We start from the raw sequence: 16,452 nt of genomic DNA, 5'->3' as shown, positions 1-16,452 counted from the left end.
ACTGGGTGCGGGTGGCCGCCCCTACGCGTTGGCGGCGCGGCGGGCCGTGTATTCCGGGGTGCGGCGCGACGGGTACTGGATGAGGTTGTCGGGGGCCTCGTCGAGCCCGCCGCTCCAGCTGCGCCGGGATTCCATCGGCGGCTCCTCCTCGTACGACCGGACGCGGAACTGGCGGCCGTAGTCCATCATGCCGTCGATGAGCCGGTCGACGTCGCGGGCCGGGCGCACCACCAGACGCATGAACTGGCTGGTCATGCCGAGCTTGTTGCCGCACTCGCGGGTGTAGACGCCGTGGTTGGCCACCAGGTAGTCACGCAGGGCCACGCCGGACCACTCGGTGGGCAGCTTGACCAGGATGAAGTTGCCCTGCGAGGGGAACACGGTCAGCCCGGGGATGCGGGCCAGCTCGCCGGCCATCGCGCGGCGGTCGCGGCTGAGCAGGCGCAAGCTGTCCTCGTACTCCTCCTCATGGTCCTGGATCATGAAGACGACCTTCTCGGCCAGCGAGTTGAGGTTCCACTTCGGCAGCGCCTTGCCGATCTTGCCGGCGATCGACGGGTTGGCCATGAGGTAGCCGAACCGGATGCCGTGCAGGCCGAAGTTCTTGCCGAGGCTCTTGAGCACCACCGTGTTGGGGCGGATGACCGCGTCGGGGCCGACCGACGGGTACTGCTCCATGTCGCTGAAGTCGATGAACGACTCGTCGATGACAACCAGGTCGAGGTCGCCCAGCATGTCCATGAAGCGGATGACGTCGCGGCGCGGCAGGTAGCAGCCGTCGGGGTTGTTGACGTTGCAGACCACGGCCACGCGGGAGCCGCGGTCGCGGATGAAGCGCACGTAGTCGTCGAGGTTGAGCCGGAAGCCGTCGCGTTCCTGCAGCGGGAACATGTCGACCCGTTTGCCGGTCTCGAGCGGCTGGTCGGTCCAGCGGCCGAACGTCGGGATCGGGATGGCCACGCTCTCGGAGATCAGCAGGTGGTCGATCCAGGTGATCAGCTCGGTCGAGCCGTTGGCCATGGCGACCGTCTGCGGGTGCAGGCCGAGCACGCTGCACAGCTTCTTGGTGATGCTGGTGGAGTCGCTCGGGTAGTACTTCAGGATGTTCTTGAGGTCGCGGCTGAGCTCGTCGAACATGTCGGGGGTCGGGAAGTACGGGTTGCAGGGGATGCAGAAGTCCACGATCTCGACGCCCTCGCCCGCGCTGCGCGACAGGTCGAAGTAGGAGGCGCTGTGCGCCCCCTTGTGCAGGATCGAGGTGTCGATTCCGGTCCCGGCCATCGCGACTCCCTAACTCGTCCGACAGCACGCCACTGAAGCAGTGACACGCCGTCCACGAGTACGGGACTCACCCAGGAAGGGTTCAGGCTTTTCGAAACAGATCCCGTTTACGCAGGTCAAGGGGTTGCGCCGGCTTAAGGGCCGCTTAACTCCGTCGATGCCCGAGCCATGCCCAGTGACTCAGATCACCGTGCTGCGAACGCCCAGCTTGTCGCCGGTACACAGAGGACCGTTCCCCCGGCGTACCGGAAAATGTCGCACCCCCGCCCTAAGTTCGGGGGCATGACCAAGAGCGTACGGCTGCTGACGGACGGTGAGGCCACCGCGACCGTCCTGCGCACCCAGAGCGAGGTGGAGGCGCGCATCCGCGCCATCTGCTTCAAGACCGGCCCACCCGAGCTGATCGGCGCCGAACTGGAATGGACCCTGCATCACACCGCGGCGCCGTCAGCGCCGCTGTCGCCCGGGAAACTGCGGCAGGCGCTCGGCCGGCACACCCCCGTCACCCTGAGAGCCCCGGGTGACCTCGATCCGCCGCTGACCCTCCCCGCCGGAGGCACGATCACCGTCGAGCCCGGCGGACAGGTCGAGATCTCCTCCGCCCCGGCCTCGTCGCTCGCCGCGCTGCACGCGGCGCTCAGCGCCGACACGGCCCACCTCATCGGTCTGCTCGGCTCGGCCGGTCTCACGCTGGGCCGGCACGGCATCGACGCGTATCGCGAGCCCCGCCGCCTGGTGCACACCCCGCGCTATGCGGCCATGCAGCAGTCCTTCGACGCGCGTGGCCCCGACGGCCGGGTCATGATGTGCAGCACGGCCGGCCTGCAGGTCTGCCTCGACGCGGGCACGCCGTCCGAGCTGGCCGTCCGCTGGGCCGCGGTCATGGCGCTCGGGCCTCCGCTGCTGGCCGCGTTCGCCAATTCGCGCCATCACGCCCGCCGCGACACCGGTTACGCCTCCGCGCGCATGGCCGCCTGGTGGGCGATGGATCCGCGGCTCACCCACCCCGTCGGCGTCTCGGACGACCCGGCCGGCGACTGGGTGCGGTACGCGCTGGCCGCCCCGCTGACCTGTGTGCGCCGCGACGGCGGCTGCTGGGACGCGCCGCCGGGCGCCACGCTGGCCGACTGGCTCGCGGGCGCGTTGCCGCAGCCCCTCACCGCCGACGACGTCGACTACCACCTGACCACTCTCTTTCCCCCCGTACGCCCCCACGGCTACCTCGAGGTGCGCTACCTCGACGCGCAGCCTGCCGGTGACTGGTTCCCGCCGGTCGCTGTGCTCGCCACCCTGCTGGCCGACCCCGCCACCACCAGCACAGCGCTCGACCTGGCCCTGCCGACCGCCGGCCGGTGGGAACAGGCCTACCGCTACGGCCTGGACGACCCGGCCCTGCGCCGCACCGCCGCCGCCGTGCTCGGCCTGGCCGCCCGCCGCCTCGAGCCCGGCCCGTTCCAGGCCGGCGTGCTCGACTCGATCGAACGGACACTGCGATGACCATCGAGACCGAACGGCTGCGGGAGCGTGTCGCGGCCGAGCTGCTGCGCACCCGCGACCGCACAGCCCTGCTCACCGACGCCGTCGACGACGGCGACCTGACCCGTCAGCACTCCCCGCTCATGTCGCCGCTGGTGTGGGACCTCGCCCACGTCGGCAGCCAGGAAGAGCTGTGGCTGGTACGCGACGTCGGCGGCCGTGACCCGCTGCGGCCCGACATCGACGAGTTGTACGACGCCTTCAAGCACCCCCGCCGCGACCGCCCGTCCCTGCCGCTGCTCACCCCGGTCGAGGCCCGCCGTTACGTCGCCGAGGTACGCGACAAGGCCCTCGACGTGCTCGGCCGGGCCCCCGTCGACGACGGCCGCCGCCTGGTGGCCGACGGGTTCGCCTTCGGCATGATCATTCAGCACGAGCAGCAGCACGACGAGACGATGCTGGCCACCCACCAGCTGCGGGTGGGCGCGCCCGTGCTCACCGCGCCGGAGCCCCCGGCTGCGCCGGCCCCCGTCGCCGGCGAGGTGCTCGTGCCGGGCGGGCCGTTCACGATGGGCACCGACACCGAGGCGTGGGCGCTCGACAACGAACGCCCGGCGCACCAGGTGCGGGTGCCGGCGTTCTGGATCGACCGGGCCGCCGTCACCAACGGGCAATACACGGCGTTCATCGACGCCGGCGGCTACGACGACCCGCGCTGGTGGAGCCCGGCCGGGTGGGATCACCGGCAGGCCGCCGGGCTCACCGCGCCCGGCCACTGGGTGCGTGACGGCGACGGCTGGGCGGCCACGACGTTCGGGCGTACGGCCCCGGTCGTGGCGGACGAGCCGGTGGTGCACGTGTGCTTCTGGGAGGCCGAGGCGTACGCGAGATGGGCCGGCAAACGGCTGCCGACCGAGGCCGAGTGGGAGAAGGCAGCCCGGTGGGACCCCGCGACCGGACGCTCGCGGCGCTACCCGTGGGGTGACGAGACCCCGCAGGCGCGGCACGCGAACCTGGGCCAGCGGCATCTGCGGCCCGCCCCGGCCGGCGCCTACCCCGACGGCGCGTCCCCGCTCGGCGTGCACCAGCTGGTCGGCGACGTGTGGGAGTGGACGTCCACCGACTTCCACGGCTATCCCGGGTTCGCCGCGTTCCCCTACCGCGAATATTCGGAGGTGTTCTTCGGCCCCGACTACAAGGTGCTCCGCGGCGGCTCGTTCGGCACCGACCGTAGCGCCGTCCGCGGCACCTTCCGTAACTGGGACTACCCGATCCGGCGGCAGATCTTCAGCGGCTTCCGGCTGGCCCGGGACGCCTGATGTGCCGTCACCTGGTCTATCTGGGGCCGCCCGTCCCGTTGTCGCGGCTGCTGTTCGAGCCCGCGCACTCGCTGGCACATCAATCGTGGGCGCCGGCCGACATGCGCGGCGGCGGCACGATCAACGCGGACGGGTTCGGCGTCGGCTGGTACGCCGAGGGCGGCCCGGTGCGATACCGCCGGGCCACCCCGCTGTGGAGCGACACCACGCTGCCCGGGCTCGCCTCCGCCGTGTCGGCGGGGGCGGTCCTGGCCGCGGTCCGCAGCGCGACCATCGGCATGCCGGTGACCGAGCACGCGGCGGCCCCGTTCGGCGAGGGGCCGTGGCTGTTCAGCCACAACGGCAAGGTCAGCGGCTGGCCCGGGTCGGTCGCCAAACTCGCCGCCACGCTGCCGCCCGTGGACCTGCTCACGCTCGACGCGCCCACCGACGCGGCGCTGCTGTGGGCGTTCGTGCGCGACCGGCTGCGCGGCGGCGCCGGCCCGCGCGAGGCCGTTGCGGACACGATCGCCGAGGTGGCCGCGGCCGCCCCAGGCTCCCGGCTCAACCTGCTGCTCACCGACGGCGAGACCGTGGTGGCCAGCACGTACGGCCATTCCCTGTCCGTTCTCAGGCGAGCCGGCAGCGTGCTGGTCAGCTCCGAACCACTCGACGACGACCCGTCCTGGCAGCCCGTCGACGACCGCACCCTCGTCGTCGCCACGGCCGCCGAGCTGCAACAGATCCCGTTGGGAGAGTCATGAAGGTCCTGCTCGACAACGACGTCCAGGAGACCGCGCTACGCGCCGACGTGCTGGCCGGGCTGACCGCACCCCGCAAATGGCTGCCGCCGAAATGGTTCTACGACGCCCGCGGCAGCGAGCTGTTCGAACAGATCACCGAGCTGCCGGAGTACTACCCGACCCGCAGCGAGCGCGCGATCCTCACGGCACGCGCCGACGAGATCGCCCGGCTCACCTCGGCTCGCACGCTGATCGAGCTGGGCGCGGGCTACTCGACCAAGACGAAGCTGCTGCTCGAGGCGCTGCCCCTGACGTCGTTCGTGCCGATGGACGTCTCGCCCTCGGCCCTGGCCGCGGCGGCCGGCCAGATCGCGGACGACTTCCCCGGCCTGGCCGTGCACCCCGTGGTCGCCGACTTCACCGAGCACCTCGGCGAGCTGCCCGAGGGGCCCGGCCGCCTGGTCGCGTTCCTCGGCGGCACGATCGGCAACTTCGAGCCGGCCGACCGGGCCCGCTTCTTCACCGGCGTGCGCGGCGTGCTGCGGCCCGGCGAGCACCTGCTGCTCGGCACCGACCTGGTGAAGAGCCCGCGCGTGCTGGTGCCCGCCTACGACGACGCCTCCGGGGTGACAGCGGAGTTCAACAAGAACGTGCTGCGGGTGCTCAACCGCCGGCTGGACGCCGACTTCGACGTCGACGGCTTCGCCCACGTCGCCCTTTGGGACGCCGACGCGGAATGGATCGAGATGCGCCTGCGGGCCCGCTGGCCCATGCGTGTCACGATTCCGGCGGTCGGCTTGGTCGTCGAGCTCGCGGCCGGTGAGGAGATCCGCACCGAGATCTCGGCCAAGTTCCGCCGCGGGGGCGTCGGGAAGGAGCTGGCCGAAGCCGGTTTCACCCTCGACCGGTGGTGGACCGACCCGGCCGGCCGGTTCGCTCTCTCCCTCGCCCGCGCCGTCCCGTGACCGCCTCGCGGCGTTTCCACGCCGTCACCAACGCGGGCCGTGTCCTGACCGCCCCAGCCGTTCCGCGCTGTCGCCAACGCACGCGGCACCCTGACCGCCCCAGCCGTTCCGCGCTGTCGCCGACGGGCGCGGTGCTCTGACAGCCCCGGCCTACGGTCGTGCTCGGGCCGCCTCGGCTGCGCGGGTCAGCACGCCCTCGATGAGGTGGCGCGTCAGCTCCACCTTGTATGCGTTGTCCCGCAACGGCCGGGCGGCGGCCAGCTCGGCGTCGGCGGCCGCCCGGAACCGATCCGCCGTGGCCGGCCCGTGCCGCAGGAGGTTCTCGGCGGCGGACGCGCGCCAGGGCCGGGCCGCGACCCCGCCGAGAGCAATCCGTACGTCGCGCACGATGCCAGCGGTGACCTCGAGCACCGCGGCGACCGAGACGCCGCCGTCCCGCGCCTTGCGAAACACCGAGGGCGGGGCCGGCGGCAGCTCGACCGCCGTGATCAATCCGGGCGGCCCGCCGAGGGAGTGCACGGTCACGTCGAACACGGACAGGGCGACCGCCATGTCGGAGGGGTCGACGGCGACGCAGCGCTCGTCCCATCCGAGGATCGCGTGGTTGCGGTTGCGTCCGCCGATGGCCGCGCATCCGCTGCCCGGCAAGCGCTGGTTGCACGGCCTGGCCAGATCGGTGAAGTACTCGCACCGGGTGCTCTGCCGCAGGTTGCCCCCGACGGTGGCCCGGTCACGGATGGGGCCGGGCGCCCCGGCCAAGATCGCCCGGGCCAGAGCCGGGTAGCGCCGCCGCACCAGCGGATCGGCCGCGACGACGCTGTTGGTGGTTGTCGCGCCGATGACCAGTCCGCCGTCCGGGGTCTCCCGGATGCCGCTCAGCGGGAGCCGGCTGACGTCGACGAGCCTGTCCGGGGCCTCCACGCCCCGCCTCATCAGGTGAACCAGATTGGTGCCCCCGCCCAGAAAGCGCCCGTCCGACGCCAGCGCCTCGGGCACGCTGCCCGCACGGACGTACTCAAACTCCTTCATAGCCCTCGATGGTCGTGATCGAGGCGCCGTCGACGGCCACCGCAAGGGTGAGACAGGACGCCGCGAGCCGGCCGTCGATCAAGACGGTGCACGCGCCGCATCCACCGTGGTCGCAGTTCTCGCGCGTGCCCTCCGAGCCGAAGTCGTCGCGCAGCACGCCGACCAGAATCCGCCGATGGTCCAGCCGCAGCCGCCGCGTCACGCCGTTGACATGCAGGGTGACCTCGCTGACGGGGGACATCGGTAACCGCCCCCATCTCTGCCCTGCCGGCCGCCGGCACCCGTTCCGCTGGGTGTTCCCGGCACCTTCGCCACCGCCAAAATCGTGCGGACAGCGTACCCGCGGAACCGCACTCCCCGAAGCGTTCTCCGGTCACGCTCGTTGATGCCGTCGCGGAGAACGACCGGACCCGGCCGGCTCGAGGACGTGGTCCGGCAGCCAGAGACGCCGACCTGGTTACGCGAGCTTGAGCAGCAGGGCGGCCAACTCGTCGGGGGCGGTGATCATGCAGTCGTGGCCGCTGTGCAGTTCCCAGACCTGGGCCGGGCTGCCGTTGGGCTGGGTGGGCGGGACGGGTCGCCGGGTGATGCCCTCGACCTCGAAACCGACGCAGTGGATGTGCGTACGGGGAACGGCGTCCGCGACCGGGTTGTCCAGCCGCACCGGTTGCTCGTAGGCCCGCACCGGCTCGTCGACCAGCGTCGCCCGCAGCCGGGCGATGTCGCCGGGGTCGGTGACGCCGAACAACCCGTGCGGCGCGGGCATCTCGGGCAACGGCGGAACCCGCTCCGGGGTGTTGGACCTCGCGGCCGCCTCGACCAGCACGCCCGTGATCGGCATGACGTCGAGGGCGGTCTCGCCGTGCACCGGCACCATCGCGTCGAGGTAGACCACGTGACCGATCCGCTCCGGCACGTCGTTGACCACCGACGACACGATCAGCCCGGCGTAGCTGTGACCCACGAGCACCACGTCGGCGAGATCGTGCTCGTCCAGCACCCGCTTGACGTCGGCGACGTACGTCTCCAGCCCTGCCTCGGGGTCGAACGGCGCGCTGCCGTGGCCGGTCAGCGTGGGCGCCAGAACCCGGTGGCCGGCGGCGGTGAGCAGCGGAGCCACTCGCTCCCAGGCCTGTCCGCTGTGCCAGGCGCCGTGCACGAGCAGGTATGTGGTCATGAGGGATCCTCTCGTCGGCTAAAATCCGGGACATCGTCCCGTTTGAAGATACGGGACAGTGTCCCGTTTAGGTACGACGGAGGTGGTGTGGTGGGCGACACAGCCCCGAGGCACAAGCGTGCTGACGCCCGGCGCAACCAGGAAGCCCTGCTCGGCGCGGCCGCGACGATCTTCGTACGCTCCGGCGTCGAGGCGCCCCTCCGCGACATCGCCGCCGAGGCCGGGGTCGGCACGGCCACCATCTACCGGCACTTCCCCACCCGCGCCGACCTGATCGTCGCCGTCTATCGCCACCAGGTCGAAGCGCTCGCCGAGGCCGGCCCCCGCCTGCTCAGAACCAGCCCTTCCCCGTACGCCGCCCTGCAGACCTGGGTCGGCCTGCTCGTCGACTTCGTGGTCACCAAGCTCGGCCTGGCCCGGGTCCTGCAGTCCGACGACAGCTGCTACGACCCGCTGCACTCCTACTTCCTGGACCGCCTCGAACCCGTCTGCACCGAGTTGCTCGCGGCCGCGGCCGACGCCGGCCAGATCCGCCCGGGCCAGGACGCCGCCGAGCTCATGTACGGCGTCGGTGGCCTCTGCGCGGGCAGCAACCCCCGATACGACGCCCGGCGCCTGGTCCGCCTGCTGGTCGCCGGCCTCGCCAACACCCCGGACATGCCCGCCACGGCCGAACAGCCACCGTCAGAGACACCTGAGGCCGGCGATAGAGACACCTGAGGCCGGCGATCGCGCGGGACGGCTCGGCGCTGGGCCGCGGAAAGTTGTCGGGGGGTGCGGATAGCCTGCCGGGCATGGCGGATCGGGAGTTGGAAGAGCTGGTGGTGGCCGACGCCGAGGGGCTGCGGGTGTGGCTGCTGGAAAACCACACCAGCTCGGACGGGGTGTGGCTCGCGCTCGGGCGTAAAGGTGGCACCGTCACCACGCTGACCTGGCAGCAGGCGGTCGACGAGGCCCTGTGCGCCGGGTGGATAGACGGCCAGGCGCGGAAGGGGAACGAGTCGATCTCGTGGATCCGCCTGACGCCGCGGCGGGCTCGGAGCGCGTGGTCGCAGCGCAATGTTCTTCATGTGGCCCGGCTGGAGGAGCAGGGGCGGATGCTGCCCGCGGGCCGGGCGGCGGTCGAGGCGGCGAAAGCGGACGGGCGGTGGGCGGCCGCCTACGCCCCGCCCTCGGAGGCCGAGGTGCCCGCCGACCTGCTCACGGCGATCGCTGCCGACCCGGACGCCCAGGCCATGTTCGACGTCCTGACCAAGGCCAACCGGTTCGCGATGATCTACCGGCTGAACGCCGTCAAGCGGGCCGAGACCCGCGAGCGGAAGATCGGCGAGTTCGTCGCCATGCTCGCCCGCCACGAGTCGATGCACCCGCAGAAGGCCAGACCGGCGACCGGCCCACGGCAGAAATAGGCGCGGCTTACCTTCGAAAGGAGACTTGTGAGAGGCCATTGACCGGGCGGAACAGGCGCGGATGAGGGCGGGCCGCCCGGTCGGCGGGATCGACGTCGTCGCGGATGTCCACGTCGCAGGGATCAGCGCCACCTCGTCGGGGTCGACGTTGTCGCGGGTGTCCGCGCTGCAGGGGTCAGTGCCAGCTCGTCGGGATGCCGGTGACGGACAGGCTGCGGCCGGCGTCGCCGCGGGCGGCGGCCGGGCGCAACCACACCTGCGGGCCGGTGGCGCCGGCGGCCTGACGGCCGAAAGCGAGCACCCGGCTGTCGGGCGACCAGATCGGGCTCGACTCGGCCACCCCGGGCGTGGCGGTGAGGTTGGTGACCGCGCCGGTGCGCACGTCGATCGTCCACAGGTCACCCAGGGCCTCGACGGCGAGCGTACGGCCGTGGGGGCTCCACGCGATGCGGTACGGGTCCCAGGTTTCCGCGCGGGTGGTCAGCCGGCGAGCGACGTTCGAGCCGTCCGAGCGGGCGATCCAGATGTCGCGGGCGTAGACCGGGTCCCACGGCTCGCCGCCGACCGCCCACGACTGCACGACCGCGACGAAGCGGCCGTCGGGTGACCAGTCGAAGGTCAGCGACCCGCTGTCCGACGCCGTGTAAACCGGACGCCCGGCCGGTGCTGCGACCGCGCCCGCCATGATGTTGCCGGACTCGAAACCGACCTCGGTGCCGTCCGGCGACCAGCGCGGATAGGCCGGAACCGAGGGGCCGTCGATGACCCACCGCCGGTCGGTGCCGTCGGCCTTGACGGTGTAGACGCTCCAGACGTCGGTGTAGGCGACGCGCTTGCCGTCGGGCGAGTAGTCGGGATGCCCGTACGGGGGAATGTTGAGGTTGAGGCGGCGCACGTCACCGCCGCGGGCGCGCATGCTGAAGACTCCCTGCCCGCCGTCACGGTCGTCGAGCACAAGGAGACGGCCGCCGGGCGCCGCGGCACTGGCCGGGGCCGCCTCGACCAGCACGAAAGCCAGCGAGAGCGCGAGAATTCCGGGGATGAGCCGCACGTGGACCCCCTCGTCGTCACGGAACGTGCATTCACCGTATGCGAGGCGAGGCGGCTTCGTGACCCCGCCCGGCGCCCGAGTTTGCACATAGGCGTAGACGTTTTGCTTCTTTCACGCGGGCGGCTCGAGCTGCCGGGCCAGCCTGTCCAGGCCGCTGCGGATCAGCCGCCCGTAGTCGTCGTCGGCAAGCGCGCCCATCCCGGCCCGAGCCTTCTCCAGGTGCTCACGGGCGCGGTCGAGGTCGTCGAGCTTCCGATAGCAGTCGGCCAGGTTGAGGTGCAACGACGGATACAACCCGGCGACCTGCAGCGGCACGCCGGCCTCCCCGACCCGATCGTCGGTGAGCCGCCCGGCCGCGGCCAGCGCGCGCAGATCCCACAGCAGTTCCTGCGCGACCTCGTCCTGGACGTCGGCCATCGAGTGGGCCAGCACGCAGACATGCAACGGATCGCCCCGCTCCCCGCCGATCTCGTCCCAGATCCGGGCGAACATCCCGTACGCGTCCGCACGCCGCCCCTGTTGATGGTGCATGGCGACGGCCTCGCCGATACGGGCCATCACGGCGTCGGCGTTCATCGGCAGCGCCCTTCGTTCGTGGGTTCAGCTGTTCAGCAGTTGCCAGCCACGGTCCAGCCACGGCTCCGCACCGGCCTTCAGCAACTCGGCGCACGCCTCCGCCGTGACGCGCGCCAGCTCGGCGTCCCGCTCGGTCATCCAGCCCCGCAGGCGCGCCTCCTCGTACTCGTCCCAGTCCTCGATCTCAACCCGGCCGTCCCGCACGTGCAGCACCGGGTCCAGCTCCAGATCGACGTACCGCCAGCCGTCCTCCACCGGCTCCGGAGGCAGGCACACGTCGATCTCCAGCCGCCTGTCCCCCGGGTCGCCGACCCACCAGGCCGCCCAGGGCCGCCCGGCCGCCAGCCACACGACGACCGGCACGGGAAACGTCCCACGATCGTGCGGGGCGCACCAGGGCGTTCCGACCGGCCCCCCGAGCCAGCTGCCGTCCGGATCCTCGGCGATCACCCGGAGGTCGAACCAGTAGACGCCGCCGGGCCGCTTGATCTTCCACAGCCGGGCGCGCTTCCCTGGCTCCCCGATGTCCACGAAGGCACCATAGCCATCCACGGCGACGGATGTCGGCCCACAGCGGGCGCAGGGTCCGCTGCGCGGGCCTGCTCGACCAGCCCGCCGACCAGCTCAGCGTCCACCCCTTCGGGCGTAGATGCCGGAGTCTTCTTCTTCGCCACCGCGGACGTATCCACGGCATCCGTCGTGACAGTCATCAGGTGCGTCTCCTCGATCAGGAGTTACACCGTTCGTTCGTTTTACAGTCCCCAAGTGGATTCGGGGGTGGCCGCAGGACGCCCGGTCCGCACGAATGCCGGCACGTCGCCGCCTGTGGACAAAGCCGGTTGCCGGCTTGACAAGCGGTACTGTCGCTTCCTGTCTCCCCCGGGTGGGGGATCGTCGCCCCCGACCGCGTACGGGGTCGCCACCGGGTGGCTGTGGCTCCTACCGGGGATCGGGTTGAGGATGCCGGAACGGGTGGGCAAAGAGGCGTTCGGGGTTGGGCTCTTTCGTTGAGGGGTGGTCGGCCGAAGTGACGACGCGCGGGCGCAAAGGGACGTTCACACTGGCCCGGTGACCTATCGGACACCGCACCAACAGGGATTTTGGCGGCGGCTCACGCCGTTGCAGCGCGTGGGACTGATCGCGGCGGCACTTCTTCTGCCATGTTGCGGGGGCGTGGTGGTGGGTGGCGCCTTCGCGGGGGACGACGGTTCGAAGACCGACCGGGTCGCCGACGTCGGGGCGATCGGGACCACGGCCGCCGGCCCGCAGGAGACGGAGCCGCCCGCAGAGACAGAGTCAGACCCAGCGACGGCGACCGCAGCGGAGACAGCGACCGCAACGGCAACGAGCGCGCCGCCTCCCACGGCGGCCGTCGTCAAGAAGAACATGACCGTCGACGGGACGATCCCGTTCAAGACCCGGAAGGTCAAGGACAGCAACCTGGCCAAGGGCGAGACCCGCGTACGGGAAAAGGGTGTTGCCGGGGTGAAGACGGTGACGTGGGAGATCACGTACACCGACGGCGAGATGACGGGCCGCCGGGTCGTCAAGACCGTGGTCAAGCGGCAGCCCGTCACCGAGGTGGTCGCCGTGGGGACCAAGCGGGCGAGCAAGTGCGACCCGAACTACAGCGGGTGCGTGCCGATCGCGAGCGACGTCGACTGTGCCGGTGGCAGCGGCAACGGTCCCGCGTACGTGCGTGGCCCGGTCACCGTGATCGGCGACGACATCTACGACCTGGACCGCGACGGCGACGGCGTGGCCTGCGACAAATAGCGGCAGACCACGGCAGACCGGGACAGCGGGACAGCGTTCGACGCGGGCGCTACCGACGCCGGGACAGCGGGACAGCGTTCGACGCGGGCGCCACCGACGCCGGGACAGCGGGACGCTACAGGGCGGCCTGGATCCGCTTCAGGTCCTCGTCGAGGCGCTCGGCGGGCACGTTCGGGTCGACGCGCGAGAAGTCGAAATCGGCCATCTCGTACGCCGGGAACACGTGCACGTGGGCGTGCGGCACCTCGAAACCGGCGATCACCATGCCGACCCGCGGGGAGCCGTACGACTTCTTGAGCGCCGCGCCGATCGTGTGGCTGACCGACATGAGGTGGCCGTGCAGGTCGGCCGGCAGCTCGGTCCAGTCGTCGATCTCCTCGCGCGGCACGACCAGCGTGTGCCCGGCGGTCAGCGGCGCGATCGTGAGGAACGCGGCCACCCGCTCGTCGGACCAGACGATCCGCCCGGGCAGGTCGCCGTTGATGATCTGCGTGAAGATGGTCGGCATGGTGGCAGAGTAGCGCTGTGGACATTGCCGCCGGCGCAGGCCCGCTGCACGCGTTGCCGAACACCGGCCGGAGGACGGGCGGCGACGAGCCGCCGTGATCCCTCGCCCGATGAGCCACGGACGAACCCGGCCGGGCCGACGACGCACGGGACGAACCGGCCGGGCCGACGACTCACAGGACGAACCCGCCGGGCCGACGACTCACAGGACGAAGCCGCCGGGCCGACGAAGCACCGGCCGGAAGACGGGCGGCGACGAGCCGTCGTGAATCTCGCCCGGCCGATGAGCCAAGGACGAACCCGGCCGGGCCGATGAAGCACTGGACGAAGCCGCTGGGTCAGGCCGCCGCGGGGGTGTCCTGCTCGAACGACTCCTGCCAGACGGCCCAGCGGGTCTGCGGTCCCAGCCGCTTGGCCCGGCGCATGGCCACGTCGGCCCGGTGCACAAGCAGGTCGTGGGTCAGCTCGCCCGGCCCCGAGACGGCGATGCCGATGCTCGCGGCGAGCGGCACCAGCCGGCCGTCGACCACCACGGGCGACAGCACCGAGGTCACGGCGCCGGCGACGTCGTACGCCTGCTCGGGGAAGTCGAGGTCCGGAAGCACCACCGCGAACTCGTCCCCGCCGAGCCGGCACGGCACCCCCCATGGCGGCACGCTCGCGCGCATCGCCTGGGCGAACGCGACCAGCACAAGGTCGCCCCCGTCGTCCCCGAGGGTGTCGTTCACCTGCTTGAAGCCGTTCAGGTTGAGCACCAGCACGGCGCTGAGCCGACCGGAGCGCTCACCGCCGGCCAGCGCCCGCCTCGACGTCTCACGGAAGCGGGCACGGTCGGCCAGGCCGGTCAGCCCGTCGGTGACCGCACGCCTGTCGCTTTCGCGCCGCACGAGCGCCAGCCGGCTCAACGCGATCACGCTGATCCCGCCGGTGAGGAGGGACAGGCCGCCCCACAGCAACGGGGCGTCCACCCGGATCGCCGCGAACAGGATCAGCGCACCGAGCACGGCCGCACAGAGCAGCGCCGGCCCCACGCGGGCGACCGGCACTCGTCTTGTCAGCACGCCCACCAACGATCGGACGCGGCGCCGGCTACTTGAGGGACTTGAAGCCCAGTTGCGCCGAGATCCGGGCGGCGACGGCCAGCAGCTGGTCGGTCACGGCCGGGTCCTCGCCCGGGTGGAAACGCTGGGCCGGGCCTGCGACGCTGATGACGGCGGCGACGTGGCCGTCGTGGTCGAAGACGGGGGCGGCGATCGAGGCGGCGCCGGGTTCACGTTCGCCGTGGGAGGTGGCGTAGCCGCGCTCGCGGATGACGGCCAGCTCACGAAGCAGGCGGGCCGGGTCGACGACGGTGTGCTCGGTCAGGGCTTCCAGCCGGCCGCGGTCGAGGTAGCCGTCGAGGTGGTAGGCGAGGAACGTCTTGGACGAGGCGCCGGCGTGCAGCGGGAACGGGACGCCGACGGTCACTTCGAGGCGCAGTTCCTGGTCGGGCACGACCTGGTCGACGTACAGGCGGGTGTCGCCGCGCCGCAGGGAGAGCGTGGCGGTCTCACCCGTACGGGCGCTCAGGTATCTCAACTCGGGAGCAGCCATTTCCCGTACGTCGGTACGTGTCAGATAGGCGCGGCCCAGCGTGACGGCGGCGTGGCCCAGCGCGTACCGCCGGCTCCGCGGGTCCAGCGTGATCAGGTCACGGTTGCGCAGCGCGGTCAGGATGCGGTGCACGGCCGCCTTGGTCAGCCCGAGCGCGGTGGCGATCTCGGTGACCCCGAGGTCGGGACGATCGGTCCGGCCGAACAGCAGCAGCACGTCCATCGCCCGTTCGACAGCGGCCACGGACCTCGACCGGCTCTCCTCCATAGAGATGATCGTAAATCTCTTGGGCGGGCTGTCGGCCCCCGGGCGGCCTCGGATTGAATATTCGGTCTTGACATCCTCCCCGCCCACTTAAGGGCGGGGAGTCCGTTGGTCGCCCTCGGGGTTCCTGTTTCGCCGACGACTGCCCCGTCCGAGAGGACTCTCGTTGAGGTCTTACACCGTCTCCGCAGGCTGTCACTGCCAGTCCGGCAGCCAGAATGTTGCGTGCCGCGTTGATGTCGCGGTCGTGGATGGCCCCGCAGGGGCAGGTCCACGACCGGATGTGCAGCGGCATCTTCTCGGCCAGGCGTCCGCAGGCCGAGCACAGCTTGCTGGAGGGCAACCACCGGTCGACCGCGATCACGGTGCGGTCGTGCCAGTCGGCCTTGTACTCCAGCATTTCCCGGAAGGTCCGCCAGGCCGCGTCGCTGATGGCGCGGGCCAGGCTGTGGTTTTTGACCATGTTGCGCACGGTCAGATCCTCGATCACGATCGTTTGGTTCTCACGAACGAGCCGAGTGGTCACTTTGTGGAGCACGTCGCGACGTCGGTCGGCGATCCGGGCGTGGATGCGGGCGACCTTGATGCGGGCCTTGACCCGGTTCTTCTTGTCGTCGCCTTTTTCCTTCTTCGCCAGCTTGCGTTGCGCGCGAGCCAGCCGGGCGCGGTCGCGGCGCTCGTGCCGCAGGTTGGTGATCTTCTCGCCCGTGCTCAGCGTGAGCAGCGAGTCCAAGCCCGCGTCGATCCCGACCGCGGCGGTGCCCGCCGCCGGGGTGATCGTGTCTTCGCACAACAGAGACACGAACCAGCGGCCGGCCGCATCGCGGGAGACGGTCACCGTGGACGGTGCCGCACCCTCGGGCAGCGGACGCGACCATACGACGTCGAGCGGCTGGTCAAGCTTGGCGAGGTACAGCCGGCCGTCGCGGTACCGGAACGCGGACGGGGTGAACTCGGCGGACGCCCGCGACTTCTTTCTGCTCTTGAAGCGCGGGTACTTCGCCCGACCGGCGAAGAAGTTCGTGTACGCACCTTGCAGGTGTCGCAGGGTCTGCTGCAACGGCACAGACGAGACCTCGTTGAGGAACGCCAGCGCCTCGGTCTTCTTCCACGCCGTCAGCATCGCGCTGGTCGCGTTGTAGTTGACCCGCTCCCGCCGCTGGTACCACGCCTCGGTACGCGCGGCCAGCGCCAGGTTGTAGACCTTGCGGACACACCCGAACGTCCGGTTCAGCAGGTCAGCCTGCTTCGAACTCGGGTAGAAGCGGTACTTGAACGCCCGCTTCACCGCCCCTGTGGCCATGCCT

At 71.3% G+C, this 16,452-nt stretch carries 18 protein-coding genes; 7 read left to right on the top strand and 11 right to left on the bottom strand.

The genetic code is table 11. The features are described from left to right. Window positions 1-21 precede the first annotated feature (21 nt). Window positions 22-1,281, bottom strand: a complete 1,260-nt coding sequence (locus C8E87_RS34935) for a pyridoxal phosphate-dependent aminotransferase (RefSeq protein ID WP_133877681.1) — start codon at window positions 1,279-1,281, stop codon at window positions 22-24. A 300-nt stretch (window positions 1,282-1,581) separates the two neighbouring features. Here C8E87_RS34935 and C8E87_RS34930 point away from each other — a divergent pair, with 300 nt between their 5' ends. The 4 genes from C8E87_RS34930 to egtD are packed head-to-tail and all read left to right on the top strand — an operon-like array spanning window position 1,582 to window position 5,763. Next, a complete protein-coding gene (locus C8E87_RS34930; RefSeq protein WP_438866660.1) occupies window positions 1,582-2,778 on the top strand; it encodes a glutamate-cysteine ligase family protein in 1,197 nt (398 codons plus the stop codon). Then, the gene (egtB, locus tag C8E87_RS34925; RefSeq protein ID WP_133877679.1) at window positions 2,775-4,076 is read left to right on the top strand and encodes an ergothioneine biosynthesis protein EgtB; all 1,302 of its coding nucleotides are present in this window, start codon (window positions 2,775-2,777) and stop codon (window positions 4,074-4,076) included. Before C8E87_RS34930 ends, egtB begins: the two co-directional genes overlap by 4 nt. Next, entirely contained in the window at window positions 4,076-4,819 is a 744-nt protein-coding gene (gene egtC, locus C8E87_RS34920) for an ergothioneine biosynthesis protein EgtC (RefSeq protein WP_133877678.1), read from the top strand. Before egtB ends, egtC begins: the two co-directional genes overlap by 1 nt. Then, the gene (gene egtD, locus C8E87_RS34915) at window positions 4,816-5,763 is read left to right on the top strand and encodes an L-histidine N(alpha)-methyltransferase (protein ID WP_133877677.1); all 948 of its coding nucleotides are present in this window, start codon (window positions 4,816-4,818) and stop codon (window positions 5,761-5,763) included. The genes egtC and egtD overlap by 4 nt, the downstream gene beginning before the upstream one ends. Before the next feature lie 150 nt (window positions 5,764-5,913). On the opposite strand, the gene C8E87_RS34910 is transcribed toward egtD, so the two are convergent. From C8E87_RS34910 to C8E87_RS34900, 3 genes are all read right to left on the bottom strand, one after another. After that, window positions 5,914-6,792 (bottom strand): FAD binding domain-containing protein, encoded by an 879-nt coding sequence (locus C8E87_RS34910; RefSeq protein ID WP_133877676.1) that lies wholly within the window; start codon window positions 6,790-6,792, stop codon window positions 5,914-5,916. Continuing rightward, window positions 6,779-7,033, bottom strand: a complete 255-nt coding sequence (locus C8E87_RS46525; protein ID WP_133877675.1) for a (2Fe-2S)-binding protein — start codon at window positions 7,031-7,033, stop codon at window positions 6,779-6,781. Before C8E87_RS46525 ends, C8E87_RS34910 begins: the two co-directional genes overlap by 14 nt. Before the next feature lie 216 nt (window positions 7,034-7,249). Then, on the bottom strand, window positions 7,250-7,969 hold the full coding sequence (locus tag C8E87_RS34900) for an alpha/beta fold hydrolase (protein ID WP_133877674.1): 720 nt from the start codon (window positions 7,967-7,969) through the stop codon (window positions 7,250-7,252). Between the two features lie 87 nt (window positions 7,970-8,056). Between C8E87_RS34900 and C8E87_RS34895 the strand changes: the two genes are divergently transcribed. Both C8E87_RS34895 and C8E87_RS34890 read left to right on the top strand, forming a co-directional pair. Next, window positions 8,057-8,689, top strand: coding sequence for a TetR/AcrR family transcriptional regulator (locus tag C8E87_RS34895; RefSeq protein ID WP_239080484.1), 633 nt, complete (start codon window positions 8,057-8,059; stop codon window positions 8,687-8,689). A 74-nt stretch (window positions 8,690-8,763) separates the two neighbouring features. Next, entirely contained in the window at window positions 8,764-9,378 is a 615-nt protein-coding gene (locus C8E87_RS34890; protein WP_133877672.1) for a YdeI/OmpD-associated family protein, read from the top strand. Between the two features lie 175 nt (window positions 9,379-9,553). On the opposite strand, the gene C8E87_RS34885 is transcribed toward C8E87_RS34890, so the two are convergent. The 3 genes from C8E87_RS34885 to C8E87_RS34875 all read right to left on the bottom strand — a co-directional run bounded on the left by C8E87_RS34885 (window position 9,554) and on the right by C8E87_RS34875 (window position 11,536). Next, a complete protein-coding gene (locus C8E87_RS34885; protein WP_133877671.1) occupies window positions 9,554-10,429 on the bottom strand; it encodes a TolB family protein in 876 nt (291 codons plus the stop codon). Window positions 10,430-10,540: 111 nt separating this feature from the next. After that, entirely contained in the window at window positions 10,541-11,005 is a 465-nt protein-coding gene (locus C8E87_RS34880) for a hypothetical protein (protein WP_133877670.1), read from the bottom strand. A gap of 24 nt (window positions 11,006-11,029) precedes the next feature. After that, on the bottom strand, window positions 11,030-11,536 hold the full coding sequence (locus C8E87_RS34875; protein ID WP_166661382.1) for a ribonuclease FAU-1 family protein: 507 nt from the start codon (window positions 11,534-11,536) through the stop codon (window positions 11,030-11,032). A 537-nt stretch (window positions 11,537-12,073) separates the two neighbouring features. Between C8E87_RS34875 and C8E87_RS44735 the strand changes: the two genes are divergently transcribed. Beyond that, window positions 12,074-12,781 carry a G5 domain-containing protein gene (locus C8E87_RS44735; protein WP_239080483.1) on the top strand — a complete coding sequence of 236 codons (708 nt, stop codon included), beginning with the start codon at window positions 12,074-12,076 and terminating at the stop codon, window positions 12,779-12,781. A gap of 115 nt (window positions 12,782-12,896) precedes the next feature. On the opposite strand, the gene C8E87_RS34860 is transcribed toward C8E87_RS44735, so the two are convergent. From C8E87_RS34860 to C8E87_RS34845, 4 genes are all read right to left on the bottom strand, one after another. Then, window positions 12,897-13,289 (bottom strand): HIT family protein, encoded by a 393-nt coding sequence (locus C8E87_RS34860; RefSeq protein WP_133877667.1) that lies wholly within the window; start codon window positions 13,287-13,289, stop codon window positions 12,897-12,899. 337 nt (window positions 13,290-13,626) lie between these two features. Next, on the bottom strand, window positions 13,627-14,349 hold the full coding sequence (locus tag C8E87_RS34855; protein ID WP_239080482.1) for a GGDEF domain-containing protein: 723 nt from the start codon (window positions 14,347-14,349) through the stop codon (window positions 13,627-13,629). A gap of 28 nt (window positions 14,350-14,377) precedes the next feature. After that, window positions 14,378-15,097, bottom strand: coding sequence for an IclR family transcriptional regulator (locus tag C8E87_RS45975; RefSeq protein ID WP_239080486.1), 720 nt, complete (start codon window positions 15,095-15,097; stop codon window positions 14,378-14,380). Beyond that, entirely contained in the window at window positions 14,979-16,448 is a 1,470-nt protein-coding gene (locus C8E87_RS34845; protein WP_203720845.1) for an RNA-guided endonuclease InsQ/TnpB family protein, read from the bottom strand. The genes C8E87_RS45975 and C8E87_RS34845 overlap by 119 nt, the downstream gene beginning before the upstream one ends. Between the last annotated feature and the right edge of the window lie 4 nt (window positions 16,449-16,452).

Origin of the sequence: Paractinoplanes brasiliensis, assembly GCF_004362215.1 — a bacterium.
In the GTDB taxonomy this organism is placed as follows: Bacteria; Actinomycetota; Actinomycetes; order Mycobacteriales; family Micromonosporaceae; genus Actinoplanes; species Actinoplanes brasiliensis.
Note: the sequence above shows the minus strand (reverse complement) of the source record. Positions and strands in the feature narration are given on the sequence as shown.

What these genes read in the sequence shown, in the direction of transcription:
- C8E87_RS34935 (WP_133877681.1), bottom strand. Translation starts at nt 1,281, where the DNA reads ATGGCCGGGACCGGAATCGACACCTCGATCCTGCACAAGGGGGCGCAC.
- egtB (WP_133877679.1), top strand. Translation starts at nt 2,775, where the DNA reads ATGACCATCGAGACCGAACGGCTGCGGGAGCGTGTCGCGGCCGAGCTG.
- egtC (WP_133877678.1), top strand. Translation starts at nt 4,076, where the DNA reads ATGTGCCGTCACCTGGTCTATCTGGGGCCGCCCGTCCCGTTGTCGCGG.
- egtD (WP_133877677.1), top strand. Translation starts at nt 4,816, where the DNA reads ATGAAGGTCCTGCTCGACAACGACGTCCAGGAGACCGCGCTACGCGCC.
- C8E87_RS34910 (WP_133877676.1), bottom strand. Translation starts at nt 6,792, where the DNA reads ATGAAGGAGTTTGAGTACGTCCGTGCGGGCAGCGTGCCCGAGGCGCTG.
- C8E87_RS46525 (WP_133877675.1), bottom strand. Translation starts at nt 7,033, where the DNA reads ATGTCCCCCGTCAGCGAGGTCACCCTGCATGTCAACGGCGTGACGCGG.
- C8E87_RS34900 (WP_133877674.1), bottom strand. Translation starts at nt 7,969, where the DNA reads ATGACCACATACCTGCTCGTGCACGGCGCCTGGCACAGCGGACAGGCC.
- C8E87_RS34890 (WP_133877672.1), top strand. Translation starts at nt 8,764, where the DNA reads ATGGCGGATCGGGAGTTGGAAGAGCTGGTGGTGGCCGACGCCGAGGGG.
- C8E87_RS34880 (WP_133877670.1), bottom strand. Translation starts at nt 11,005, where the DNA reads ATGAACGCCGACGCCGTGATGGCCCGTATCGGCGAGGCCGTCGCCATG.
- C8E87_RS34860 (WP_133877667.1), bottom strand. Translation starts at nt 13,289, where the DNA reads ATGCCGACCATCTTCACGCAGATCATCAACGGCGACCTGCCCGGGCGG.
- C8E87_RS34845 (WP_203720845.1), bottom strand. Translation starts at nt 16,448, where the DNA reads ATGGCCACAGGGGCGGTGAAGCGGGCGTTCAAGTACCGCTTCTACCCG.